Raw genomic sequence first — 24,497 nt, forward strand, 5'->3', positions numbered from 1 at the left:
GGACGGGCTCGCGGCGGCGGCCCCCCGGGCCGCCCGGCCCCCGGGGGGGGGGCGCCCGGCCCCCCGGGGGCCGGGGGGGGCCGCCCTTTCCGCCCCGTGGATACCGAGCACAACCCGCGCCCGGGCCCCGCCGGGCCCGAGGGGCCGCGGGTGGCTCCGCGTCGCCGGCGGCGCTGGGCGGGGACGCGCGGGGAATCGTCACTCTCGGTCGTGGGCATCGGTGGCACCTCTCTCCGGGAAACGCAAGGTTGTTACTGGTTGGTAGCGGGAGAGTTGGGGAGTTCCGCGCTGCGACCCGTCACTGTGCGTGTGCGGTGGGGTCGCTCGCGGGTTCACCGATCCGGGTGAGTCCCGCGCGCCGCACGTATCCTTGCCGGACCGGCGAAAGGATGCGGTTGCCATGCGTGTGTACGTCCCGCTGACTCTCAGTGCGCTCGCGCGAGCCCATGAGAGGGGCGAGCTGGGGGCGGAGTCCGTGGTGGCGTATGCCGTGACGCCCGCGCTGCGCGAGTGGTACGTGTCCGACGACATCGAGGAGCTGGAGTACGCGGCGCTCAGCCGCGCCGCCGCCGCCTCGCTGCGCCTCCTCGCCGTCGATCCCGCCGAGGCCCGGCGCCGGGTCGTGCTCGCGATCGACGTGGCGGACAGCGCGGCCCGCCCCGACCCCGACCACGGGATGGACCCGGCCTCCGTCGGCGAGGTGCGGCTCGCGGGCCCCTTCCGGCTCGCGAAGGCCGCCGCCGTGCACGCGGACGGCGAGGAGGCCGTCAAGGACGTGACCGCGGCGGCGGAGGCGCTCGGCGCGGCCGACCAGGGCGACGCGGACGCGCAGTTCGTCGTGGACGGGGCCGAGGACCACGAGTTGCTGTGGTTCGCGACGCAGGAGATCCCGTACCTCCTCGCCCCGACCGCCGAGGAGCGCTGAGTGGGCGTCGCGCCATCGGCCCAGCACCTCGTGTGGGACTGGAACGGCACGCTGTTCCACGACATGGACGCCGTGCTCGGCGCCACCAACGCGGCCTTCGCCGAACTCCGCATCCCGGGACTGCGCTCGCTCACGCTGGAGAGCTTCCGCGAGCTGTACCGCGTGCCGGTCACGGAGTTCTACGAGGCGTTGATGGGGCGCGCGCCCACGCCCGAGGAATGGCTGCTGATGGACGGTACGTTCCAGCGCCACTACGCCCGCGAGAGCGCGCGGTGCGGGCTCACGGCCGGGGCCGTGGACGTGCTCGACGGGTGGCTCGGCTCCGGCCGCAGCCAGTCGCTCCTGAGTATGCACGGGCACGAGGACCTCGTCCCGCTCGTCAAGGGCTTCGGCATCGCGGACCGTTTCGTACGGGTCCAGGGGCGGACCGGGCCCTCCGGCGGGAGCAAGGCCGAGCACCTCGTACGGCACTTGGCGGCGCTCTCCGGGGAGGTCGCCCCCGCCCGCACCGTCGTCATCGGCGACGCGGCGGACGACGGGTACGCGGCCCGCGCCGCCGGAGCCCGCGCGGTCCTCTACACCGGCGGCTCCCACAGCCGCGCGAGCCTGGCCCGCACGGGCTTCCCGGTGGCCGACTCGCTCGCGGAGGCGGTCGCGCTGGCGGCGGGGGCCTGAGAGGGGGCCGTGCGCGGCGGGAACGGCGGGGCGGCTCGGCCGGCCTGCGGCGCCCGTCGGCGCGCCCCGGGCGCATGTCTATCGCGTCACACTCGGCGGCCTTGTGTGTCGCCCCGGTAAGAAGCGCGCAAATTCACGGGACGCCCTGGTCGGGGCCCTGATGAGGCGTGGGCGATGCCAGTGTCCTTACGTGACAAGGCAGATGCGGCGCGCTGTGCGTACCGTCAAAGTCCACGGCCGTGATTTGTACACATACGGCTCATGACGCGGGCCCGGCGGGGGGCGTTAGCCTGGGTCCGTGATCAGCGCGATAGGCCGTGCGGGCATCGAGGCCCCCACCCTTCGTCCGGCGCACGCACTCCGTGCCCCGGGCGCCGCTGAACGACCGCGCGGCTACCGCGCGCAGCCGGAGGTGGCCGCTCCGGCCGCCGACGGCCCGGATACCGGCAGAGGCGGCACCGCAGGAACGTGCCGCCGCCACCTTCCTTCTACGTCACGCAACGGCGCGCGACAGGAGCCAGAGGATCATGCGGACCAAGCTGGACGACGCCAAGGACGAGCTGCTCGAACGGGCGGCCCGACTCGCTGAGAACCCGACGACGGGCGGCCACCCGCCGATCTCCGTTCCGGCCGGCATCTCGCCGGGGGCCCCCGGTTTCGAGAGCGCCCGTGTTCTCCCCTACCTCCAGCGCTACTACCGGCACACCGCCCCCGAGGATGTCGAGGGCCGTGAGCCCGACGACCTCTACGGCGCGGCGATGGCCCACCTCAAGCTCGCGGCCGAGCGTCCGCAGGGCACGGCGAAGGTGCGGGTGCACACCCCGACCGTCGACGAGAACGGCTGGTCGTCCCCGCACTCGGTGGTCGAGGTCGTCACCGACGACATGCCCTTCCTCGTGGACTCCGTGACCAACGAGCTGTCCCGGCAGGGCCGCGGCATCCACGCCGTCGTGCACCCCCAGCTCACGGTCCGCCGCGACCTGGCCGGCAAGCTCATCGAGGTCTTCCCCGAGCCGCCCGCCGAAGCCGCGCACGACCGGCTCACCGAGTCGTGGATCCACGTCGAGATCGATCGCGAGAGCGACCGCGCCGACCTCGAACAGATCACCAGCGACCTGCTCCGGGTCCTCTCCGACGTCCGCGAGGCCGTCGAGGACTGGGACAAGATGCGCGACTCCGCGCTGCGCGTCGCCGACGAACTCCCCGAGGAGTTCCCCAAGGGCCCCGCCGCCGCCGGGCTCAGGGACCAGGAGGTCCAGGAGGCCCGCGAACTGCTCCGCTGGCTCTCCGCCGACCACTTCACCTTCCTCGGCTACCGCGAGTACGACCTCGTCGCCGACGACGCCCTCGCCCCCGTGCCCGGCACCGGCCTCGGCATCCTGCGCGCCGACCCGCACCACGACACGACCGAGGAACACCCCGTCAGCCCGAGCTTCGGCCGCCTGCCCGCCGACGCGCGCGCGAAGGCCCGCGAGCACACGCTCCTCGTCCTCACCAAGGCGAACAGCCGCGCGACGGTCCACCGCCGCAGCTACCTCGACTACGTGGGCGTCAAGAAGTTCGACGAGAACGGCGAGGTCGTCGGCGAGCGCCGCTTCCTGGGCCTCTTCTCCTCGGCCGCCTACACCGAGTCCGTCAAGCGCGTCCCCGTCGTCCGCCGCAAGGTCGACGAGGTCCTGCGCGCCGCCGGGGTCACCCCGAACAGCCACGACGGCCGCGACCTGCTCCAGATCCTGGAGACGTACCCGCGCGACGAGCTGTTCCAGACGACCCCGGAGGAACTCCTCCCCGTCGTCACCTCCGTGCTCTACCTCCAGGAGCGCCGCCGCCTGCGGCTCTACCTGCGCAAGGACGTCTACGGGCGCTACTACTCCGCGCTCGTCTACCTGCCCCGCGACCTCTACACGACCGAGGTGCGGCTGCGGATCATCGACATCCTCAAGGAGGAACTGGGCGGCGAGACGGTCGACTTCACCGCCTGGAACACCGAATCCGTCCTGTCCAGGCTGCACTTCGTCGTCCGTGTCGCGCCCGGCACCGAGGTCCCCGACCTCAGCGATGGCGAGGCCGCGCGCATCGAACAGCGGCTCATCGACGCGACGCGCTCGTGGCACGACGGCTTCGGCGAGGCCCTGCGCGAGGAGTTCGGCGAGGAACGCGCCGCCGAGCTGCTGCGTACGTACGGGCACGCCTTCCCCGAGGGCTACAAGGCCGACCACTCGCCGCGCGCGGCCGTCGCCGACCTCGCCCACCTGGAGGGGCTGCGCGGCGGGCAGGGCGCGGAGGACTCCGCCCTCTCGCTCTACGAGCCGCTCGGCGCCGCCCCGCGCCAGAAGCGCTTCAAGATCTACCGGCTCGGCGGCGAGATCTCGCTCTCCTCGGTGCTCCCCGTGCTGACCCGCCTCGGCGTCGAGGTCGTCGACGAGCGCCCCTACGAGCTGCGCTGCGCGGACCGCACGACGGCCTGGATCTACGACTTCGGCCTGCGGATGCCCGAGGGCAGCAGCGAGCCGATCGGCGAGAACGCGCGCGAGCGCTTCCAGCAGGCGTTCGGCGCGGTGTGGAGCGGCAAGGCGGAGAACGACGGCTTCAACGCCCTCGTCCTCGGCGCCGGGCTCACCTGGCGGCAGGCGATGGTGCTGCGCGCGTACGCCAAGTACCTGCGGCAGGCGGGCGCGAAGTTCAGCCAGGACTACATGGAGGACACCCTCCGCACCAACATCCACACGACCCGCCTGCTCGTCTCGCTCTTCGAGGCGCGCCTGTCGCCCGAGCGGCGCAGCGCGGGGACCGAGCTGACGGACGGGCTGCTCGAAGAGCTGGACGGCGCGCTCGACTCGGTCGCCTCGCTCGACGAGGACCGCATCCTGCGCAGCTTCCTCACCGTCATCAAGGCGACGCTGAGGACGAACTACTTCCAGCGCAAGGAGGCGAGCGGGGAGCCGCACGCCTACGTGTCGATGAAGTTCGACCCGCAGGCCATCCCCGACCTGCCCGCCCCGCGTCCCGCCTACGAGATCTGGGTGTACTCGCCCCGCGTCGAGGGCGTGCACCTGCGCTTCGGGAAGGTCGCGCGCGGCGGTCTGCGCTGGTCGGACCGGCGCGAGGACTTCCGTACGGAGATCCTCGGGCTCGTCAAGGCGCAGATGGTCAAGAACACCGTCATCGTGCCCGTCGGCGCCAAGGGCGGCTTCGTCGCCAAGCAACTGCCCGACCCGGCGCAGGACCGCGACGCGTGGATGGCCGAGGGCGTCGCCGCGTACAAGACCTTCATCTCGGCGCTCCTCGACATCACCGACAACCTCGTCGGCGGCAAGGTCGTCCCGCCGGAGCGCGTCGTGCGGCACGACGGGGACGACACGTACCTCGTCGTCGCGGCCGACAAGGGCACCGCGACCTTCTCGGACATCGCCAACGGCGTCGCCGAGTCCTACGGCTTCTGGCTCGGCGACGCCTTCGCCTCCGGCGGCTCGGCCGGGTACGACCACAAGGGCATGGGCATCACGGCGCGCGGCGCCTGGGAGTCCGTCAAGCGGCACTTCCGCGAGCTGGGCCACGACACCCAGACCGAGGACTTCCGCGTCGTCGGCGTCGGCGACATGTCCGGCGACGTCTTCGGCAACGGGATGCTGCTCTCCGAGCACATCCGCCTCGTCGCCGCCTTCGACCACCGCCACATCTTCATCGACCCCGAGCCCGACGCCGCGACCTCCTACGCCGAGCGCCGCCGCCTCTTCGAGCTGCCCCGCTCGTCCTGGGCCGACTACGACACGCAACTGCTCTCCACGGGCGGCGGCGTCTTCCCCCGTACCGCCAAGTCGATCCCCCTCAACGCGCACATCCGGCGCGCGCTCGGCATTGACGACGGCGTCTCCAAGCTCACCCCCGCCGAGCTGATGCGGGCCATCCTGCGGGCCCCCGTGGACCTGCTGTGGAACGGCGGCATCGGCACGTACGTCAAGGCGAGCACCGAGACGGACGCGGAGGTCGGCGACAAGGCGAACGACGCGATCCGCGTCAACGGCGCCGACGTGCGGGCGCAGGTCGTCGGCGAGGGCGGCAACCTCGGACTCACGCAGCTCGGCCGCATCGAGTTCGCACGGCTCGGCAACGGCGGCGGTGGCGGCAAGATCAACACCGACGCGATCGACAACAGCGCCGGTGTGGACACCTCCGACCACGAGGTGAACATCAAGATCCTGCTCAACGCGGTCGTCCAGAGCGGCGACATGACCGTCAAGCAGCGCAACGAACTCCTCGCGAGCATGACCGAGGAGGTCGGCCGGCTCGTGCTGCGGAACAACTACGCGCAGAACGTGGCACTGGCCAACGCCGAGGCCGAGGCGCCGAGCCTGCTCCACGCCCACCAGCGCCTCATGCGCCGCCTCGTCAAGGACGGCCACCTGGACCGGGCGCTGGAGTTCCTGCCCGGCGACCGGCAGGTGCGCGAGCTGCTCAACTCCGGCCGCGGGCTCGCCCAGCCGGAGCTGGCCGTGCTCCTCGCCTACACGAAGATCACCGCGGCGCAGGAACTCATCGGCACCTCGCTGCCCGACGACCCGCACCTGCGGGGGCTGCTCTTCGCGTACTTCCCCGAGGAGGTCCGCGAGCAGTACGCGGAGCAGATCGAGACGCACGCGCTGCACCGCGAGATCATCACGACCGTCCTCGTCAACGACACCGTGAACTCCGGCGGGATCTCCTTCCTGCACCGCCTGCGCGAGGAGACCGGGGCCTCGCTGGAGGAGATCGTGCGGGCGCAGCTCGTCGCGCGCGAGATCTTCGGCCTCGGCGCCGTGTGGGACGCGGTCGAGCGGCTCGACAACGAGGTGCCCGCCGCGGTCCTGACGCGCATCCGGCTGCACTGCCGCCGGCTCGTCGAGCGCGGCACGCGCTGGCTGCTCAACAACCGGCCGCAGCCGCTCCAGCTCGCCCAGACCGTCGAGGTGTTCCGCGACGACGTGCGCGCGGTGTGGGCGCGCCTGCCCGAACTGCTGCGCGGCGCCGAAGCGGAGTGGTACGGGTCGATCCTCAAGGAGCTGACCGGCGAGGGCGTGCCCGAGGAACTCGCCGCGCGCGTCGCGGGCTTCTCCTCGGTCTTCCCCGCGCTCGACATCGTCGCCGTCGCCGGGCGCACGGGCAACGAGCCGCTCGCCGTCGCCGAGGTCTTCTACGACGTCGCCGACCGGCTCGGGGTCACCCAGCTCATGGACCGCATCATCGAGCTGCCGCGCGCGGACCGCTGGCAGTCCATGGCACGCGCCTCGATCCGCGAGGACCTGTACGCGGCCCACGCGGGCCTCACGCAGGACATCCTCGCGGCGGGCGAGCCGGGCGACAGCCCGGAGCGGCGCTTCGAGGTGTGGGCGGGGAAGAACGCGCCGATCCTGACGCGTGCGCGGGCGACGCTGGAGGAGATCCAGGGGAGCGACAGCTTCGACCTGGCGAACCTGTCGGTGGCCATGCGGACGATGCGCACGCTGCTGCGCGCGCACGGGTGAGGCAGTCCCGCAGGACCCGGCCGAGGGCGGTCTCTCGCGAAGAGGCCGCCCTCGGCCGTTCCCCTGTCAGCGCAAGGCGCCGCGGATCACCTTCGCCGCCCTGGACACCACCGACCGGCTGAGGCGGCCCGCGAGGGGGCCGAGCTTCGCCGTGGGGCCCGCCGGGCGCCAGCGGACCTCGATCCGCGCCGCGCCCGCCGCCTCGGGCGAGACCGTCACCACGTGCTCGACGGTGCCGCCGAGGGCGCGGGGGCGCGAGGAGACCGGGGGGAAGTCGAGCGGGCCCAGGAGCGGCGCGGTGTGGCGGCCCCGCCCCTGCCGCAGCTCGACCACCGGGTGGCGCACGCCGTCGAAGCCCCGTACGGGCAGCGGCGCCTGCCCCGGGTCGAAGCGCACCCGGCCCTCGAAGACACCGGGGAGCACCGGGTCGATGCGGAAGGCGACCTCGTACCGCCTGCCGCCGGGCGCCACCGCGAGCCGCGCGACCTGCGGGCCGACCGGGAGCCGCAGGAGCGGGTCGTAGGTGCGCACCGTGAACCGCAGCGCCGTGCCGGGGCCCGTCTCCAGGTCCCGTACCTCGTGGCGGAAGAGCGCCGCAGAGAGCGGGCCCGCCTCGACGCCCTCCTCGCTCAGGTCCAGCTCGGTGCGCGCCTCCCGCGAGCCGGGCAGCGCCTCGCCCCAGTAGACGTGCCCGTCCTCGTCGTGGCTCACCTGCCGGGGCCCGACGGGCAGGCCGAGGCCGCGCGCGGCGCGCCGGGCCTCCTCGAAGCGCCCGTCCCTGACGAGCCGCAGGACGACGCGCTCGGTGCGTGGCAGCCGCGCGTACGCCTCGGGGGCGAGCGTGTCCAGGTACGGCGTGACGAGAGCGGCGAAGGCCGCGAGCCACTCCGGGTCGCGGCGGGGCAGATCGCCCGCGTACATCCGGAAGTCGTGCTTGAGGAACTTGTAGTCCTTCTCCGGGCGGAGCGCGCGGTGCCCGCTCTCCTCCAGGAACGCGTCGATGAGCCGGTGGACGTGAACGCGGTCGGCGACGTTCTCCAGGCGGTCGCGCTGGTTGGAGATCGACGCGCTCTCCGTGGCCGCGTACGGCTCGATGTACCACACGTACACCGGGTCCGGGATGACCGTGAAGGCACGCGCGAGGCAGTACGCCTGCGCGGAGAAGAGCTGGTCCTCGTAATGGACGCCCTCGGGGAAGCGGAGCCGGGCCCGGTCGAGGAAGGCACGCGCGTACATCTTCGACGTCGCCAGCGGCTCGAAGAGGAGTTCCGGCTCCTGGCCGATGCCCTCGACCGTGCGCCGTTCCGTCACCAGGTGGGGCATCCACAGCGAGGTCCTGCCCGTGTCGACCCGGACCCTGCGCACCGCGCCCATCACGAAGTCGACCTCGCGCGCGCGGTGCGCGGCCAGCAGGTTCGCCACGGCGTCGGGCGGGAGTTCGTCGTCGCTGTCGAGGAACATCACGTACGGGGCCTTCGTGACGTCGAGCGCGCGGTTGCGCGGGACGCTGCACCCGCCGCTGTTCTCGGGCAGGCGCAGGTGGCGCACGCGAGGGTCGGCGGCGGCGAGGGAGCGCGCGACCTCGGGGGTCGCGTCGGTGGAGTGGTCGTCGCTGATGACGACTTCGAGGGCCTGATGGGTCTGCGCGAGGACGCTGCGCACGGCGCGCGGGAGGCGGTCGGCGTCGTTGTAGGCGATGACCACGACGGTGACGTCGGGCGGCGGCGGGGTCGCCGGTGCCGCCGCTCCGGCGGGGGAGTTCTTCTGGTCGGTCGTCGGAGTCGCGGTCATGCGGACACGGCCTCCTCGGGCGTGGGGGCGGGGGTGCGTTCCGAGAGCGGGAGCACGGGGGGGAGTTCGGCGTCCGGGGTGCCCAGGAACACGTGCCGGACGACGCGTTCGGCGGCACGCCCGTCGTCGAAGGCGCAGAACCGCTCCCGGAAGGCCGTGCGCGCCGCCCGCGCGGCGGGGTCGCGCCACGCGTCGCCCGCGAGGATCTCGGCGAGTTCGTCCTCGGTGCGCGCGACCGCGCCCGGGGGGCGCTCCAGGAGGTCGAAGTAGACGCCCCGCGTGGCCTGGTAGACCTCCCAGTCGTCGGCGTAGATCACGATCGGGCGGTCCAGGTGCGCGTAGTCGAACATGAGGGAGGAGTAGTCCGTGACGAGCGCGTCGGCCGCCAGTGCCAGTTCCTCCACCGGCTCGTAGGCGGAGACGTCGAGCACCCGGCGGGTCGCGCGCAGTCCGGCCAGCTCGCTCGGGGCGGAGGAGTAGAAGTAGTGCCCGCGCACGAGCAACACCGTTTCGGGGCCCAGGCGTTCGGCGAGCAGCGCGAGGTCGAGCCGGGGGTGCCACTCGCTCTCGTAGTCGCGGTGCGTCGGCGCGTAGAGCACGGCCCGCGTGCCGGGCGCGATGCCGAGCCGTGTCCGCACGGCGCGCACCAGCTCGGGACCGGCCGTGTAGTAGATGTCGTTGCGCGGGTAGCCGTGCTCCAGCTCGGTGTACCCGGAGGGGTAGGCGTGGCGCCACATGAGGGTCGAGTGGCGGTTCGAGGTGAGGCTGTAGTCCCACTTGTCGACGCGGCGCAGCAACTGCCGGAAGTCCAGCCCGTGGGCGGCGGCCGGGTAGGGCATCTGGTCCAGGCCCATGCGCTTGAGCGGGGTGCCGTGGTGGGTCTGGAGGTGGAGCTGTCCGGGCCGCTTCTCCCAGCTCGTGGGGAAGTTGACGTTGTTGACGAGGTAGGTGGCGCGGCCCATCGCCTCCTGGTAGCGGGGCGTGCCCGGCACGACGTGATCCGTCCCCGGCGGGAGCAGCGGCACCCGCGCCCGGCCGCTCACCCACACCGGCTTGATGTGCGGGGCGATCTCGGCGAGCTTCGCGGCGATCGCGCCCGGGTTGCAGGTCACACCCCTGTTCCAGTAGGCGGTGAAGACGGCGAGTTCCGGGTCGAGCGGTGCCTTGCGGGCGGCGCGGCCCCGGTGCGCGCGGACCTTCCTGCCGAGCGCGCTCTTCTGCTTCCGCGCCAGCGCCCGCCAGTGCCTGCGGCGGTCGTTGAACTCGGCGAGCCGCACGTACCGCTCGTACGAGCCCGCTTCGAGCAGCTTCTGGCGCACCCCGTCGACGCCCTCCGGCGCCCGGTGCCCCTCCGGCTTGCAGGCGCGGGCGGCCTCGGCCGCCGCGGAGAAGAACGCGCGGTTTTCGCCCCGCTGTTCGCGCGCGATGACGTGCAGCCAGTCCTCGGTCATGAGGTCGTAGAGCGTGCGGCGCAGCGGCTCGGTGGCGGGGCTCGGCTCCAGGAGCCGGTACGCGGCCACGTACGGCTCGACGCGGCCCTCGGGGCCGCTCGCGGCCGGGGGCGGGAGCGTCACGGCGCGCTGGGTGCGCGCGTCGAGCGCGATCTGGTCGCTGCACGCGACGCGGTCGGCGAGGAGCAGCAGCGCGTACGCCGTGTACAGCGCGTTCCCCGCCGTGAGCACCTCCTGGTGCGTCCGCCAGAACGAGGCGCGCACGAGGCGCGTGCCGAGCAGCGGGGCGAGGCGGAGCAGGCCGGGGAACGTCACGAGCGGGAGTGGGCTGTGGCCCGCCTTGTCCAGGAGGGGGCCGTCGGGGGAGGGGATGCCCTCGGTCGACCACGTCGAGCGCGTGTGGTTGAGGAGGATCACCTCGGCGCGGTGGCGGCCCGCCGGGACCGAGCAGAGCTGGATCGCGCCGGTCAGCGCGCGCAGGCTCCCCGCCGGGAGCCGGTCCCCGCCCGCGACGAACTGGAGCCACTCGCCACCGGCCCGCCGCGCCCCCGCGACGCGCGCCTCCGCCTCGGACGTCCCCTCGGGCACCTCGACGACGAGGAGGCGCCCGTCCCGCGCCACCGCCCGCGCGGTCGCCTCACGCGCCTCCGCGTCCGTCGGCACGACGACGACCTCGGCGTCGGCGGCGCCGCCCGCGTCGCGCCCGTGCCCCGTGTGCCCGCCCTGTCCCGCGGGTTCGCCCCGCTCGCCGCGCGCACCGCTCTCGCCGTGCCCGGGCGGGGGGAGCTGGCGCAGCACCCCTGCCAGACACTCGGCGAAGGAACCCCGGACGTCGGGTCCGTGAACGATGACGGTGACACGTGGCGGCACGGTGGGGCCCCTTTCCCTCGGCACTCGTCAGTGTGCGTCCGGAAGGGGGTGTTTTCCTGTGGTGTGGGCTGTTCGGGTGGCGCGAGGGCGGGGGCCCGTGGCGGGTACACCGAGTCCCGGGCGGGGAAATCCGGGCGGGCCAGGGGGCTGCGGTTCGGCGGCCCCAGTGCGGCCCCAGCGCGTCGTCGGCGTGCCGCCCCGCCCCGCCGCCCCGGGGCCCCCGGGCCGCCGGGCGTCAGCGGGCCGAGAACTTCTCGTACTCCCGCAGGACCTCGGCCGTCGGCCCGTCCATCCGCAGTTCCCCGTGCTCCAGCCACAGCGCCCGCTCGCACGTGTCGCGGATCGACTTGTTGCTGTGGCTCACGAGGAACACCGTCCCCGCCTGCTCGCGCAGCTGCCTGATCCGCGCCTCGGAGCGCTTGCGGAAGCTCGCGTCGCCCGTCGCGAGCGCCTCGTCGACGAGGAGCACGTCGTGGTCCTTCACGGCCGCGATCGAGAACCGCAGCCGCGCCGACATCCCGGAGGAGTACGTGCGCATGGGCAGGCTCGCGAAGTCCCCCTTCTCGTTGATGCCCGAGAACTCGACGATCTGCGGCGCGCGTTCGCGCACCTCCGCGCGGCTCATGCCCATCGCGAGGCCGCCCAGCTCGATGTTCCGCTCGCCCGTGAGGTCGTTCATGAGCGCCGCGTTGACGCCGAGGAGCGAGGGCTGCCCGTCCGTGTAGATCCGGCCCGACTCGACGGGCAGCAGCCCGGCGATGGCCTTGAGCAGGGTGGACTTCCCGGAGCCGTTGCTCCCGATGAGCCCGATCGCCTCGCCGCGCCACGCCGTGAACGACACGTTCCGCACCGCGTGCACCCGCCGCCCGCCCGGTCCCTGGCGCCGGACCAGCCGGTTCAGCGCGGCGGTCGCGGAGCCGCGCCCGCCCCTGACCCCGTGGACGCGGTAGACGATGTCGACGTTCTCGGCGATGACGGTGGGGCGGCGGGCGCCGGTCGCGGGTGCGGTTCCGGCGGCGGGGCTCCCTGCGGGCGCGGGGCTTCCGGCGGGCGTCTGGCCCGGGGCGGATGCGGGGGTCTTCTCCGTACGGGTCTCAGCCACGTCCGTACCTCTCCTCGGCCTTCCAGAAGTAGACGAAGCCGCCGACGCCGCTCAGCAGCGCCCAGCCGAGGGCGATGGCCCACACGTGGGGCGGGAGCTGGTCGGAGTGGAAGCTGTCGATGAGCGCGAAGCGCATGAGATCGATGAAGACGGCCGTGGGGTTGCACTGCATGACGGTGTGCACCCAGCTCGGCAGGTCGTGCTTGGCGAGCATGTGGGGGAGGCTGAACATCACGCCGGAGGTGTACATCCAGGTCCGCGTGATGAACGGCATGAGCTGCGCGACGTCCGGCGTCTTGGCGCCGACGCGCGCCAGGATCAGCGCGAGCCCCGTGTTGAAGACGAACTGGAGCAGCAGCGCGGGCACCACGAGCAGCCACGACGGCCGCGGCCACACGCCGAAGGCGAAGAGGATCACGACGAGCGCGATCATCGAGTACAGGAGCTGCTGGAGCTGCTGGAGCGCGAACGAGATCGGCAGCGAGGCGCGCGGGAAGTGCAGTGCGCGGACGAGGCCGAGGTTGCCGGAGATCGCGCGGGTCCCCGCCATGGCGCACGACTGCGTGAACGTGAAGATGAAGACGCCGGTGACGAGGAACGGCACGAAGTCCGGCACGCCCCGGCTGGTGCCGAGCAGCAGGCCGAAGATCAGCAGGTAGACGCCCGCGTTGAGGAGCGGCGTCATGACCTGCCAGAGCTGGCCGAGCTTCGCCTGGCTGTACTGGGCGGTCAGCTTCGCGGTCGAGAAGGCGAGGATGAAGTGCCGCCTGCCCCAGAGCTGCCGCACGTACCGCGTGAGCGGGGGCCGCGCGCCGCTGACCGAGAGGCCGTAGCGGGCGGCGAGCTCGGCGCCGCTCAGGCCCGCGTCGGGGCCGCCGGTGTCCGCGGGAGCCGGTGCGGCGCCCCGCGCGGGGTCCTGCCGTGGGGGGAGGGGATCGAGAACCTGGCTCACACGCGCCGCCTTCGCTGGGGACGTCGGTACGTCGTAGGTACGCCGTTACGTTGGAACGCAACCGTATCGTCGTTGCGCAGCCTAGGCCGGTAAGACGTCGCAACGCAACCGTTTCGTCGTGCCCCGCCTATGCTGAGGGACATGGCGAGTGGCGCGAAGGAAGACAGCGGGGAAACGGGCGGGGCGGACGCGGCTCCCGGGGGCGGCACGGCTGCCGGGGACGGCACCGCGGGCCCGGCCGGCGCCGGGACGGCCTCCACCGGCAAGGCACGGCGCGCCCCCGCCGGTGCCGCAGTGCTGCGCGAGGACGTCACCGAGGCGATCCGCGCCGCCGTCTTCGCCGAACTCGCCGCCGTCGGCTACGGGCGCATGTCGATCGAGGGCGTGGCGCGCCGCGCGGGCGTCGGCAAGACGGCCGTCTACCGCCGCTGGCGCTCGAAGCTGCACCTCGTGCTCGACCTGGTCTCCGAGATAGCCCTCCAGGGACTGCCCGCGCCCGACACGGGGTCGCTCGAAACGGACCTGCACCTCCTCTACGAGGTCGCCTCGCGCGCCCTGCGCCACCCCGCGGCCTCCCAGATCGTCCCCGACCTCTTCGCCGAGGCGGCCCGCAACACGGACCTCCAGGAGGCCCTGGAGAAGGCCCTGCGCGAGGCACAGCGCAGTGTGGCCCAGGGCGTCCTCGACGCGGCGGCGGCGCGCGGGGAGATCCGCGCGGCCCTGGACCGCGACCTCGCCCTCGACCTGATCACGGGCCCGCTGTACTGGCGCGTCCTCGTCGTCCGCACCAGGACGAAGCGCGGCTACCCCGCCGCCCTGGCGAAGGCGGTCGCGGCGGGCCTGCGGAGCGCGTGAGCACCACGCCACCGGAGGCGAGGGGCGCCGCCAGAGCCGAAGCGCCGCCGGGCGGGCGGGGGCGGGCGGTGCTCATGCGGGTGGGTGCCGTGCGGCCGGGGGCGCGACGCGGGCAGCGGCCGTACCGGGCGGGCGTCGCGGGTGATCTCCCTCCGGCACGGGCCGACCGAACCCGCCGCCCGTGCCGGAGCGGGGCGGGGAGTGCTCCCCGCCCCGCCGTCCCTACCGCTTACTGCGGCTTGAAGGACCGGATCTGGTAGTTGCCCTGGAGGTTGCCCTTGCCGTTCTTCGGTGTGGAGCCGACGCGGTGCTTGTAGTTGGTCTGGGTGTAGTACTGGACGCGGTGGCCGGTGCGGTTGTAGAGCGAGCGGACGGGTGTACCACGCTGGATGAACGAGCAGTTGTCGGCGGTGTTGGCGAGCTTCGACTGGGACCACTGGCACCGGGTCCCGGTGCCGTTCCAGCCGGTGTAGATGCAGAAGTACCCGGCGGTGCAGCTGTAGGCCGCGGGGCTCTGCCGGGGTGCGGCGGCAGCCGCGGGGACCGCGCCGAGCGCCGCCACGCTCAGGGCGACGGCGGAGACGGCGAACGAAGACATACGGCCCATGAGGCGCTCCTCTGACTGGTCGGAAGGCTGTCCCCCTGCCGCGAACAGCTTCGCCACGCCTCCGCCCCCGAAAACTCCCCGCCCCCCAGCACACACCACCGAGCCCTCCCCCGAGCGCCCGCGAGTCCGCCCCCGCGCCCCTCACCCCGTCCCCACCCACCGCTCCACCTTCCGCCGCACCACGTCCCCCATCCCGCGCGCCCCCGGCGCGACGCGCAGCGCCAGCGCGGCGGAGTGCGTGGCGTAGGGGTGCACCAGGACGAGGCCGTGGCGGCGGCTCGGGATGGCGGTGCGGCGGAGGTGGCCCAGCGAGGAGAGGGCGCGCGGCCGGGTGGTGCGCGTGGTGCCGTCCGCGAAGGCGAGCATCAGCCACACGTCCCACGTGCCCGCCTCCAGCTCCGTCAGGCGCAGGCGCAGCGACGCCGTCCAGGTCCCCGGAGCCGGTCCGGGGGCCAGGCTCGCGCTGCGGCGCTGCACGACACGGCCCGTGTCGCGGTGGACCAGCGCCGCCTGGACCGCGACCGGCCCCGCCTCCTCGACGCGCCCGTACAGCTCGTGCAGGCGCAGCCGCAGCCGGCTGCCCCGCGCCGACGGCTTGAGGATCGCGTCCACCGTGAGCGGCAGGCGGTCCATCGGGGTGTGCTCCAGGCGGGCCAGCGAGACGCCGGGCAGGTCGGCGGCCCACACCGGGGCGCCGTCCGCGTCGCGCGCGTACGGCGGCAGGAGGCGCGACGGCTTGGACACCAGGTCCCGCAGGCGGCCCAGGTCGCGCGGCGTCGCCGCGTTCCGCACCACCCCCGCCGCCGTGCGCGCCGGAGCGACCGCCGCGGCGATGTCCCCCGGCGCGAACGCCGTCAGGTACGCGCGCGCCAGCTTCCACCACGCCTGCTGGTACGCGGGATCGTGGCGCGGCAACTCCCGTACGTACATGCGCAGTCCGCGATCGAGGAAACCGGCGCGCGCCGCCCGGACGAGACGCGGCTGCCCCGACAGCTCGGCCACCGCCTGCCGGTGCGCCCGCACCCGCGCGCGCCAGTTCTCGACCCCGTCCCTGTCGAGGGAGAGCGAACGACGGCGCCTGTCGCGCCGTACGTGCCAGAGGTAGACCCGGTCCGGTACGAGCGCCATACGCGGGCGCGCCGCGAGGACCCGCGCCGTGAAGACGAAGTCCTCGTAGAGGTAGCGCCCCGGCGGGAAGCGGATCGCGTGGGCGCGCAGGAAGTCCGTGCGGTACAGCTTGTTCACGCACAGCGTGTCGGCGGCGACCCGGGGGAGCGCGGCCGGCTCGTCGAGCGTGCGCTCCTTGGCGTACAGCTCGCGCTGCCACGGGAGTTCACGCCCGCCCGGCAGCTCGCGCCGCACGCACAGACCGCCCGCCACGTCCGCGTCGTGCGCCTGCGCCGCGCGCAGGAGGGCCCGCACGGCGCCGGCCGGGAGCACGTCGTCGCTGTCCAGGAAGAGGACGTACGGCGAGGTCGCGTGTGCCAGGCCCTCGTTGCGCGGGGTTCCGCAGCCGCCGCTGTTGACCGTGCGCCGCACGACGCGCAGGCGCGGCTCGCGCGCGGCCATGCGGGCGAGCAGACGGGGGCTGCCGTCCGTCGAGCAGTCGTCCACGGCGATCACCTCGCGGACCACGTCCCCCTGCGCGCACGCCGAGTTGACGGCGTCGGCGAGGTGGGCGGCGTCGTTGTAGCCGATCACGACGACGGTGACTCCTCCGGCGGCCGTCATCGCGCGCCCCCCTTCCGGTCGGGGAGTCTGGCGAGTACCTCGCCCGTCTCGCGGCTGAAGTCCAGCACCTTCGCCTCCTTCGGGACGCGCTGCCACCGCGAGAGCAGCAGCCACCGGATGTCGTACCGCCGCGCGATCTCCGCGCGCTCCGCCGCGCCCGCCCTGCCGGACAGGTAGCGGTGCGTCGCCCGCCACCGCGCCCGCCGCTCCTTCTCGGGCAGCGCGGGGTCCGGCCAGACGGGCGCGACCGTGTCGATCCCGAAGCCCGGCAGGCTCCGCACCCCCTCGCGCTGGTCGGTCAGGACCGGCTCGCCCGGACGGACCGACGAGGCCGCCCACGCGTACGAGGGCCAGTCGGGCAGCCGCCGCGTCTGCGGCGGGGTCCACTTCTCGGGCAGGACGGCGCCGGACTGCGCGAAGGCGAAGCCGGTGCCCGCCGCCGCCACGACCGCGAGCCCCTTGAGCGCGCGCCCCCGCCCGGCCCGCGTCACCTCCACGGCCACCGCGACCTGCGCGGGCAGCACGGCGAGGCCGAGGACCCGCCCGTACGTGAAGTGCCCCGACGCCCAGGCGTACCCGGCGACGGCGACGCACGCCGCGCACATCCACGCGAGCGCGTCGCGCGGGTCGCGGCGCAGGCGCAAGGCGAAGGCGGGGAGCGCGACGAGGCCGAGGAGCCAGAAGTGCCCGAGGAGGCCGGTGTAGAGCGCGGCGTGCGGGGGATCGAGCACGCCGGAGCCGGCGCCGAGCGCGAGGACGTCGAACCAGGGCAGCCAGGCGAGCGCGGCCAGGACGGCGCCGAGCGGGACGGGCCACCAGGCGGCCCAGGCGCGGAGCGTGGTGCGGGCGCGGAGCCGGGCGGGGGCGCGGAGCCGGGCGGGGGCGCCGGAGCGGGTGCTCGGGGTACGGCGCGCGGGCCCTCCGGCCCCTGTCCGTACGGGCTCCTCGGCCACGCCCCGCGCGGGCTCCGGTGACGCCTCCGGCACGGGCGTCCCGCTCTCGCCCCGTACCCGTGCGAGTACCAGCACCGCCGTCCCCAGCACCCCGGCCACCCCGCTGACCGGGTGCACGAGCAGCAGCACCCCGCACAGCGCCCCGAGCCCGCCCCGTGCCCACCGCGAGGGCGGGTCCGCGCGCTCGGGATCGGTCAGCTGTGCCGCGTACGCCCAGGTCAGGAGGGCGAGGCCGAGCGCGAAGGTGCTCGGGTACCCGGCCACGACGGGGAGCGAGACGAGCCCGGCGAAGCCGCTCCACACGAGCGGTTCCGTGCCCCAGAGCGTCACCATCAGCGCGAGGGCGACCGTCGAGGCCCAGCGGCTCGCGGTGAACCGCTTCACGAAGGCGTTGAGCCCGAGCAGGACCACGAGCAGGTTCACGGGCGCGGCGAGCCGCACCGTCTCCCAGCCGCTCAGCCCGAAGAGCCGGGCGAGCACCCCTTCGGCGAGCGCGTACGGCGAGTAGTACGGGCTGCCAGCGCCCGGCAGGTCCGCCGCCGGGTGGCGCGGGTGCAGCAGGCTCGCGCGCAGCCGCTCGACGACCGCCGCGTGCTGCCCGAGGTCGCAGCACGCCTGCACCGAGAGCGCGAGGAGGCTGACGCCGATCCAGAAGAGGCCGCCGAAGACGAAGAAGGGCGTCGGCCGCCAGCGGCCGAGCGCGCGGGTCGCGGTGGCACCCGGCGGATTGCGGCGGCGGTGGACACGGGGCGGCGAGGGGGGCGGGACGGGGGTGTGCGGGGCCCGGGCGTCGGTGGAATCCACGGTGAGCGGGGTTCCTCTCGGGGGACGGCGCCCGTACGGGCCGGACAGGAGATCCGTCCCACGCAGGCGGGGCGCAAACCACCTGAAAGCGTACTAATTGGTCAATACGAAGTATGGGGGCCGGGGGAGGCCCGCGCTGCCCACGCGCGTGAGCTGCGGCGTGCGGGACCTGTGGCCGGGGGAGGGGCGGCGATGGCTCGTGGCGGACCCGGGTGCCGGAGCGCGTGAGCGACGATGCTCGCAGAGGGCGAACGCGAGGTGCGACGGACGGAGAGGGGGCGGGAGACATGGCGGATGCATCGGCCTACCCGGACGAGCGACTGCGGCGGCCCGCGACGGGCCGCTCGCTGCGGCTGGGCGCGACGAGGGTGTCGTATGTCCCGGACGGGGTGCTGCTGGGGCGGCCGGGCGCGTGGTTGCCGGACACCACGGAGCGGACCTGGGCGGAGCACCCCGAGTACCTGGACGCCTCGGGCTACGTGGTGGCGAGCGTCGGCAGCCTCCTGATCGAGCACGGCGACCGCGCGCTGCTGATCGACGCGGGTCTCGGCCCGTACGCCCTGCCCGCCGATCCGGCGACGCCGAACGGGCCCGCGCACGGGGGCGCGCTCCTGGACAACCTCGCCGCGCTGGGCCGCCGCCCGGACCGGATCGAGGCGGTGGCCTTCAGCCACCTGCACCCCGATCACGTCGGCTGGGCCGCCCACATCGCCCCCGGTGCCGACCGGCCCGCCTTCACCGACGCCGCGTACCTGGTCGCCGAGCCGGAGTGGGCGCGGTACCGGAGGCCGAAGGCCGGGCAGCAGGAGACCCTCACCGCGCTCGCGCCGCAGGTCCGCACGGTGGCCGACGGGGAGGAGATCTTCCCCGGCGTCCGGGCCAGGTTCGCCCCGGGGCACACCGCCGGGCACACCGAGTTCGTGATCACCGGCGGCGGGCACCGCCTGATCGCCTTCGGCGACTCGCTGCACCTGCCGATCCAGGTGGACCACCCCGAGTGGAGGTGCGTCTGGGACGACGATCCCGCCGCTGCCGCCGAGCACCGGCGCCGCCTCGTGGCCGAACTGCGGGAGCCCGCCACACTCGGCTTCGGCGTCCACTTCGCCGACGTCGTCTTCGGCCACGTCCGCCCCAGCCCCTCGGGCCCGGCCTGGCAACCCCTGGACGAGGGGGACGCGGGAGATGTCCGGGACGCACCCTTTGCTGGAGACCAACAAGCGCCCTGAAGCGGCGAGTTGCCGCTTTCGAAACCTCGACCCGCTATCCGGAGTCTTTCGATCGCGAACGCCGAAGACGCAGCCATCTCAGCGGCCTGACAGAGGTGTCCGGGGGCAGCGCCCAGGTGCTCTGGTGGGTGATTCCTTCGGGGGTTACGGTCCCGGCATCATCCACACGGCCCCGAGGGGGAAGCATGTCGCGTCGTCTGCGCAAGGTGGGTACGAACTCCGGCAACGACGGGTGCCCGACGCTGTACGAGGTGCCGGGCACGGATCGGTACGTGGTCCAGGGCGACCGGGTGACCGACCCGGGAGAGCTGGACCAGCTCGACAACCTGACGCCGGCCGAGGGAGCGGTGACGGTACCGCGGGAGTTGCTGGCGAACTTCGGCCCGAAGGAGCCCGTACACGTGCCGCGGTGGATCAGCCTCGAGGAATTCGGCGGGATGTTCGCCAAGGTCAAGCATTCGGCGTGGCGACTGGAGACTCGCCGCCGGTACGCGGAGGACGAGGCCACCGACACCTACGCGCAGTTCGTCGCGGAAGGCCGCGTGAGCTGGGACCTGGACGACCCGTGGTGCGTGAACCGGCGTGAGCAGGCGGCGCTCGGCAAGCGCTTCGAGCGGGTGCGTGTCCTGGACGAGCCCGCGACCGAGGGTCAGCGCTACCTGCTCGACAACGCGCGCCGCAACACCGCTGTCGGCGAGCGCATCCATGTGCTGCCCCGCTCGCGTGCCGAGGAACTGGACCTCCCGGCGGAAGACTTCTGGCTGTTCGACGGCCGCGTCGTCGCACTGCTCCACTTCGACGCGGAGGACGCCATGACGGGCGTCGAGCTGATCACGAACCCGGTGGAGGTCGTGCGGTACGCGCAGGTACGCGAGGCGGCCGAGCACTTCGCCGTGCCCTTCGACCAGGCGGGCGCTACCTTCGGCGTGTGACCACCGATTACCAGCAGGGCCGGGTCTCCCTCGGTGCGCGCCTTCGTGAGCTGCGTGCCGGGGTCACCGGCCGGGACCTGGCCGCCCGGCTGGGCTGGCCGCAGTCGAAGGTGTCGAAACTGGAGACGGGCCGTCAGTCCGCCACCGCTGAGGACTTGCGGGCGTGGGCGGAGGCGACGGGGCATCCGGAGGCGGCCGGGGAGTTGTGCGCGCGTCTCACGGGCCTGGAGTCGCACATCCGCTCGTGGCGCCGCCAACTGCGGGCCGGGCACCGCCCGGTGCAGGACACGCTCACCGTCGAGTACGAGCGCTCCACCGTCTTGCGCGCGTGGTCGAGTTCGATGGTCGTAGGGATGCTCCAGACTCCCGACTACGCCCGCGCGGTCTTCCACCGCTACCAGGACCTTCACCAGTCCGTGCGCGATGTGGACGACGCCGTGCGCGCCCGCATCCGCCGTCAGGATCTCCTGTACGGGCAAGGGCGGGTGTTCCACATCCTCATGTGGGAGGCCGCGCTGCACGCGGGTGTGTGCGCCCCGCACGTCCTCGCCGCGCAACTGGACCGCCTCGGCGGCGTGATCGGCCTGGACACGGTACGCCTCGGCATCATCCCCTTCGGCGCACAGGTACGCATCCCGCCCGCCAACGGCTTCTGGCTGTACGACGACCGCCTCGCCATCGCCGAGGACTGGCACGCGGAGTTGTGGCTCGACGACAGCGAAAGCGTCACCCTCTACCGCCGCGTGTGGGACGCGCTCGCCTCGGCGGCCGTGTACGGGGCCCACGCTCACCGGCTCATCAGCCGGGCGCGGGCCGGCGTGGACGTGCACTGAGCGAATCCCCGCGCATCCCCCGGCCGAGCGGAAGAATCACGGAGAATCACGCGGGCCCCTGATTCGCGCCCGCGTCTACGGTCCGTGTCATGATGATCATCCTGGGTGAGATCGGGTGTCGCTGGCTCACGCACACCGTGGCGAACCCACAGCAAGCACTCCGCACATGGACGCACGACGACCGGCTCGTACCCGTCCCCTCCACCGGCGCCCGGCGGGTCGCTCAAGCGCCGCTCTGTCCCAGCATCGACGCCATGTGCGCCATCCGCCCCACGGGCGCGCCCGGGCCCGTCCTCGCCTCCGTTCGTGAACCGCTCGCCCGGTGGCTCGTTCCGGCCGAGGAGGCGGACGACCTCGCCGACCTCCGTCGGCTTACCGTCCACCCACGCGGCTGGGCACTCGACAGCCCGCACGAGGGCATCGGCAGCCGACGGTTGTGGCTTCTCCCGCCGGACGGAAGCGGGCAGCTCACGCCCGCAGCACCGCTCGGCGCCGCGTTCGGCCCGGCCAGGGCAACAGCACGGTGAGCGTGCCCACCGGCAAGGTCGCCCTGCCCGCCGTGGAAACGCTCACCGACGAGCAGCGACGAGGCCGCGCCTGCGTGTGGTGCGAAACGCCACTCGACCCCGGCATCAGCGACATCGACCTCGGCGCACGCCCCGCCACCCGCACCGCCCGCGCCTGGTTCCCACGCGCCTGCCCCAACTGCGCACACGTCCACGTCGGCACCAGGGGGCCGACACCATGAACGTCGCAGGGAACGCGGACGCGCCCCCTGGAGGGAACGCGGACTGACTCACAGGGGAACACGGACCCGCTCCCGTGCGGCAGCCCGGACCCGCTCCCGTGCGGCGCCGCGGACCCGTTCCCGCCGGAGGCGTGCTCCGCGCACGTGGCAGGGGCCGCTGTTCCTCGGGCGCCCCGGTCGGCGCGTACGAGGAACAGCGGCCCCTGGCCGCCTACTTGACCGCTCCCGCCATCACCCCCGATACGAACTGCCGCTGGAAGGCGAAGAAGACGACGAGCGGGATGAGCATCGACAGGAAGGCGCCCGGGGCGAGGATGTCCACGTTGTTGCCGAACTGCCGTACCTGCTGCTGGAGCGCGACCGTGATCGGCGGGCTGCCGGAGTCCGCGAAGATCAGCGCGATGAGCATGTCGTTCCACACCCACAGGAACTGGAAGATGCCGAGCGAGGCGATCGCCGGGCCCGCGAGCGGCATCACGACGCGGGTGAACAGGCGGAGTTCGCCCGCGCCGTCGAGCCGCGCAGCTTCGAGGAGTTCGCGCGGGATCTCCGCGAAGAAGTTCCGCAGCAGGAAGACCGCGAAGGGCAGTCCGAAGGCGACGTGGAAAAGGATCACGCCGATCGTGGACTCGAAGATCCCTATCCAGCCGAAGAGTTCGGACACCGGCAGCAGCGCGACCTGCACGGGCACGACCAACAGCCCCACCACGAGCAGGAACCAGCCGTCCCGGCCCGGGAAGTCCATCCAGGCGAAGGCGTATCCGGCGAGCGAGCCGATCACCACGACGAGGAGCGTGGACGGCACGGTGATGAGCACCGTCGACCACAGGCTGTGCGTGATCGCGCTGTTGTCGAGCAGGTTGCCGTAGTTCTCGACCGTGAGCTGGGCCGGGCTCGTGAGGACCTTCCACCAGCCGTCGTTCGCGATGTCGGACGGCGAGCGGAGCGAGGAGATCAGAAGCCCGATCGTCGGCACGAGCCAGAACACGGCGACGGCGAGCAGGAAGATCCGCAGCACACCGCCCGCCGCGAGGCGCGTGGCGCGGGCGGCGAACGACTCGCCCTTGCCGGGGCGCCTGCCGGTAGCGGTGCTCGTGGGTTCCGGGACCGTCCCGGGTACGGCGGCGGTCATCGGCGTTCCTCCTTGCGTTCCCTGCGCAGCCTGCGGATGTTGAGCAGCATCACCGGCACCACCAGGATGAACAGGAAGATCGAGATGGCGCTCGCCACGCCCGCGTCCCCGTCCACGAAGGCCGTGTTGTACAGCTCGACGGCGAGGACGTTCGCGTCGTCGCGCGCCGAGCCCGGCGGGATCACGTAGACGAGGTCGAAGATCTTCAGCACGTTGATCATGAGCGTGACGAGCACGACGCCGAGCACGGGCGCGAGCAGCGGTACGGTGATCCGGCGGAAGACCTGCCACTCTCCGGCCCCGTCGACCCGTGCCGCTTCGAGGAGTTCGCGCGGCAGGCCCGCGAGTCCCGCCCCGATGAGCACCATCGCGAACCCGGCCCACATCCACACGTACGCGCCGATGACCGACCACGTGACGAGCGAGGGACCGAGCCAGTTGATGCCGCCGTACGGCTCGCGGAAGTTGTCGGCCGGGAGCCGGAGACGGGCGCCGTCCGCCTCCGCGGGGAGTGTGAAGCGGCCGTCGGCGCCGGCCTTCGCGGAGGCGACCACCTTGCCGTCCTTCACGGCCTCGACCCGCATCCCCGGGTAACCGAGTTCCTTCGGGTCCACCTTGTCGAGCGTGCCGCCCCCGCCCTTCGTGAAGTCCTGCCAGACCGTGCCCGTGATCTCCCCGTCCTTGCCGGGAGCGGGCACGGCGGCGGGCTTCGCGCTGTCGGGCATGACGTCGGGGGCGACACCGACGAGGGGGAGGAGAACGTTCGTTCCGGCCCGTACCGGCTCCTTCGTCAAGAACGCCCCGCCCTTGACCGCCTCCAGCGCCGAGCGGGGGCGCGGATGGGCCTTCGGGAAGGCGGAGGACTCCGCGAAGGTGTCGTGCACGGTCACGGCGACCGCGTTCGCGACGCCCCGGTCGGGGTCCTGCTCGTACACGAGCCGGAAGATGATCCCCGAGGCGAGCATCGAGATCGCCATCGGCATGAAGACGAGCAGCTTGAACGCCGTTCCCCACTTGATGCGTTCGGTGAGGACGGCGAGCACGAGCCCGAGCGCCGTCGCGACGGTCGGCGCCACGACGAGCCAGATCGCGTTGTTCTTGATCGCCGTCCTGATGTTCGGGTCCGAGAACATCTCGCCGTAGTTCCCGAGGCCGACGAAGTCGTCCCCCGAGGAGTCGAAGAGACTCCGGACGACGTTCCACACGATCGGGTAGAGGACGAGCGCGCCGAGCAGGACGAGCGCGGGGAGCAGGAAGAGGAAGGCGAGCGAACGACGCGTGCGGGTGACGGACTGGGGGCCCCGGTTCCCGGGGCCGTCGGGGGCGGTACGGGGCGCGGGCACGCTCCCGCCGGGGGACGCGGGGGGCACCGGTACGGGACCGGCACCCCCCGCCGCTTCGGTGGCCAT

18 protein-coding genes are annotated in these 24,497 nt (G+C 73.4%); 9 read left to right on the plus strand and 9 right to left on the minus strand.

Going from position 1 to position 24,497, the window contains the following annotated elements:
- The first annotated feature begins 400 nt into the window (after window positions 1–400).
- The 3 genes from IF99_RS0113585 to IF99_RS0113595 all read left to right on the plus strand — a co-directional run bounded on the left by IF99_RS0113585 (window position 401) and on the right by IF99_RS0113595 (window position 7,101).
- Window positions 401–925 (plus strand): DUF6912 family protein, encoded by a 525-nt coding sequence (locus tag IF99_RS0113585; protein ID WP_030996703.1) that lies wholly within the window; start codon window positions 401–403, stop codon window positions 923–925.
- Window positions 926–1,600, plus strand: a complete 675-nt coding sequence (locus IF99_RS0113590; RefSeq protein WP_030996704.1) for an HAD family hydrolase — start codon at window positions 926–928, stop codon at window positions 1,598–1,600.
- 527 nt (window positions 1,601–2,127) lie between these two features.
- The gene (locus IF99_RS0113595; protein ID WP_030996705.1) at window positions 2,128–7,101 is read left to right on the plus strand and encodes an NAD-glutamate dehydrogenase; all 4,974 of its coding nucleotides are present in this window, start codon (window positions 2,128–2,130) and stop codon (window positions 7,099–7,101) included.
- Between the two features lie 66 nt (window positions 7,102–7,167).
- Here IF99_RS0113595 and IF99_RS0113600 read toward each other — a convergent pair whose 3' ends face one another.
- From IF99_RS0113600 to IF99_RS0113615, 4 genes are all read right to left on the minus strand, one after another.
- Window positions 7,168–8,892, minus strand: coding sequence for a glycosyltransferase family 2 protein (locus IF99_RS0113600; RefSeq protein ID WP_030996706.1), 1,725 nt, complete (start codon window positions 8,890–8,892; stop codon window positions 7,168–7,170).
- Window positions 8,889–11,213, minus strand: a complete 2,325-nt coding sequence (locus IF99_RS0113605) for a CDP-glycerol glycerophosphotransferase family protein (protein WP_030996708.1) — start codon at window positions 11,211–11,213, stop codon at window positions 8,889–8,891. The genes IF99_RS0113600 and IF99_RS0113605 overlap by 4 nt, the downstream gene beginning before the upstream one ends.
- 235 nt (window positions 11,214–11,448) lie before the next feature.
- On the minus strand, window positions 11,449–12,315 hold the full coding sequence (locus IF99_RS0113610) for an ABC transporter ATP-binding protein (RefSeq protein ID WP_030996709.1): 867 nt from the start codon (window positions 12,313–12,315) through the stop codon (window positions 11,449–11,451).
- Window positions 12,308–13,267 (minus strand): ABC transporter permease, encoded by a 960-nt coding sequence (locus tag IF99_RS0113615; RefSeq protein ID WP_030996710.1) that lies wholly within the window; start codon window positions 13,265–13,267, stop codon window positions 12,308–12,310. The genes IF99_RS0113610 and IF99_RS0113615 overlap by 8 nt, the downstream gene beginning before the upstream one ends.
- 129 nt (window positions 13,268–13,396) lie before the next feature.
- On the opposite strand from IF99_RS0113615, the gene IF99_RS0113620 reads away from it, so the two are divergent.
- Window positions 13,397–14,122 carry a TetR/AcrR family transcriptional regulator gene (locus IF99_RS0113620; RefSeq protein ID WP_030996711.1) on the plus strand — a complete coding sequence of 242 codons (726 nt, stop codon included), beginning with the start codon at window positions 13,397–13,399 and terminating at the stop codon, window positions 14,120–14,122.
- 229 nt (window positions 14,123–14,351) lie between these two features.
- On the opposite strand, the gene IF99_RS0113625 is transcribed toward IF99_RS0113620, so the two are convergent.
- From IF99_RS0113625 to IF99_RS0113635, 3 genes are all read right to left on the minus strand, one after another.
- Entirely contained in the window at window positions 14,352–14,729 is a 378-nt protein-coding gene (locus IF99_RS0113625; protein ID WP_030996712.1) for a peptidase inhibitor family I36 protein, read from the minus strand.
- A gap of 141 nt (window positions 14,730–14,870) precedes the next feature.
- The gene (locus IF99_RS0113630; RefSeq protein ID WP_030996713.1) at window positions 14,871–16,460 is read right to left on the minus strand and encodes a glycosyltransferase family 2 protein; all 1,590 of its coding nucleotides are present in this window, start codon (window positions 16,458–16,460) and stop codon (window positions 14,871–14,873) included.
- Window positions 16,457–18,217: a hypothetical protein gene (locus IF99_RS0113635; protein WP_030996714.1), complete on the minus strand. Its 1,761-nt coding sequence runs from the start codon at window positions 18,215–18,217 to the stop codon at window positions 16,457–16,459. Before IF99_RS0113635 ends, IF99_RS0113630 begins: the two co-directional genes overlap by 4 nt.
- A gap of 287 nt (window positions 18,218–18,504) precedes the next feature.
- Between IF99_RS0113635 and IF99_RS0113640 the strand changes: the two genes are divergently transcribed.
- The 5 genes from IF99_RS0113640 (at window position 18,505) to IF99_RS0113660 (ending at window position 21,956) form a co-directional block, all read left to right on the plus strand.
- Complete coding sequence (locus IF99_RS0113640) at window positions 18,505–19,443, plus strand: MBL fold metallo-hydrolase (protein WP_199806492.1); 939 nt, start codon at window positions 18,505–18,507, stop codon at window positions 19,441–19,443.
- A 185-nt stretch (window positions 19,444–19,628) separates the two neighbouring features.
- On the plus strand, window positions 19,629–20,375 hold the full coding sequence (locus IF99_RS0113645) for a DUF6879 family protein (protein WP_030996716.1): 747 nt from the start codon (window positions 19,629–19,631) through the stop codon (window positions 20,373–20,375).
- Window positions 20,372–21,208, plus strand: coding sequence for a helix-turn-helix domain-containing protein (locus IF99_RS0113650; protein WP_030996717.1), 837 nt, complete (start codon window positions 20,372–20,374; stop codon window positions 21,206–21,208). Before IF99_RS0113645 ends, IF99_RS0113650 begins: the two co-directional genes overlap by 4 nt.
- 89 nt (window positions 21,209–21,297) lie before the next feature.
- On the plus strand, window positions 21,298–21,735 hold the full coding sequence (locus tag IF99_RS0113655) for a hypothetical protein (protein WP_030996718.1): 438 nt from the start codon (window positions 21,298–21,300) through the stop codon (window positions 21,733–21,735).
- Entirely contained in the window at window positions 21,732–21,956 is a 225-nt protein-coding gene (locus IF99_RS0113660) for a hypothetical protein (protein ID WP_030996719.1), read from the plus strand. The genes IF99_RS0113655 and IF99_RS0113660 overlap by 4 nt, the downstream gene beginning before the upstream one ends.
- Window positions 21,957–22,167: 211 nt before the next feature.
- Here IF99_RS0113660 and IF99_RS0113665 read toward each other — a convergent pair whose 3' ends face one another.
- A complete protein-coding gene (locus IF99_RS0113665) occupies window positions 22,168–23,088 on the minus strand; it encodes a carbohydrate ABC transporter permease (protein WP_030996720.1) in 921 nt (306 codons plus the stop codon).
- Window positions 23,085–24,497 carry a carbohydrate ABC transporter permease gene (locus tag IF99_RS0113670; protein WP_030996721.1) on the minus strand — a complete coding sequence of 471 codons (1,413 nt, stop codon included), beginning with the start codon at window positions 24,495–24,497 and terminating at the stop codon, window positions 23,085–23,087. Before IF99_RS0113670 ends, IF99_RS0113665 begins: the two co-directional genes overlap by 4 nt.

This window comes from Streptomyces sp. NRRL F-5630 (assembly GCF_000719475.1).
In the GTDB taxonomy this organism is placed as follows: Bacteria; Actinomycetota; Actinomycetes; order Streptomycetales; family Streptomycetaceae; genus Streptomyces.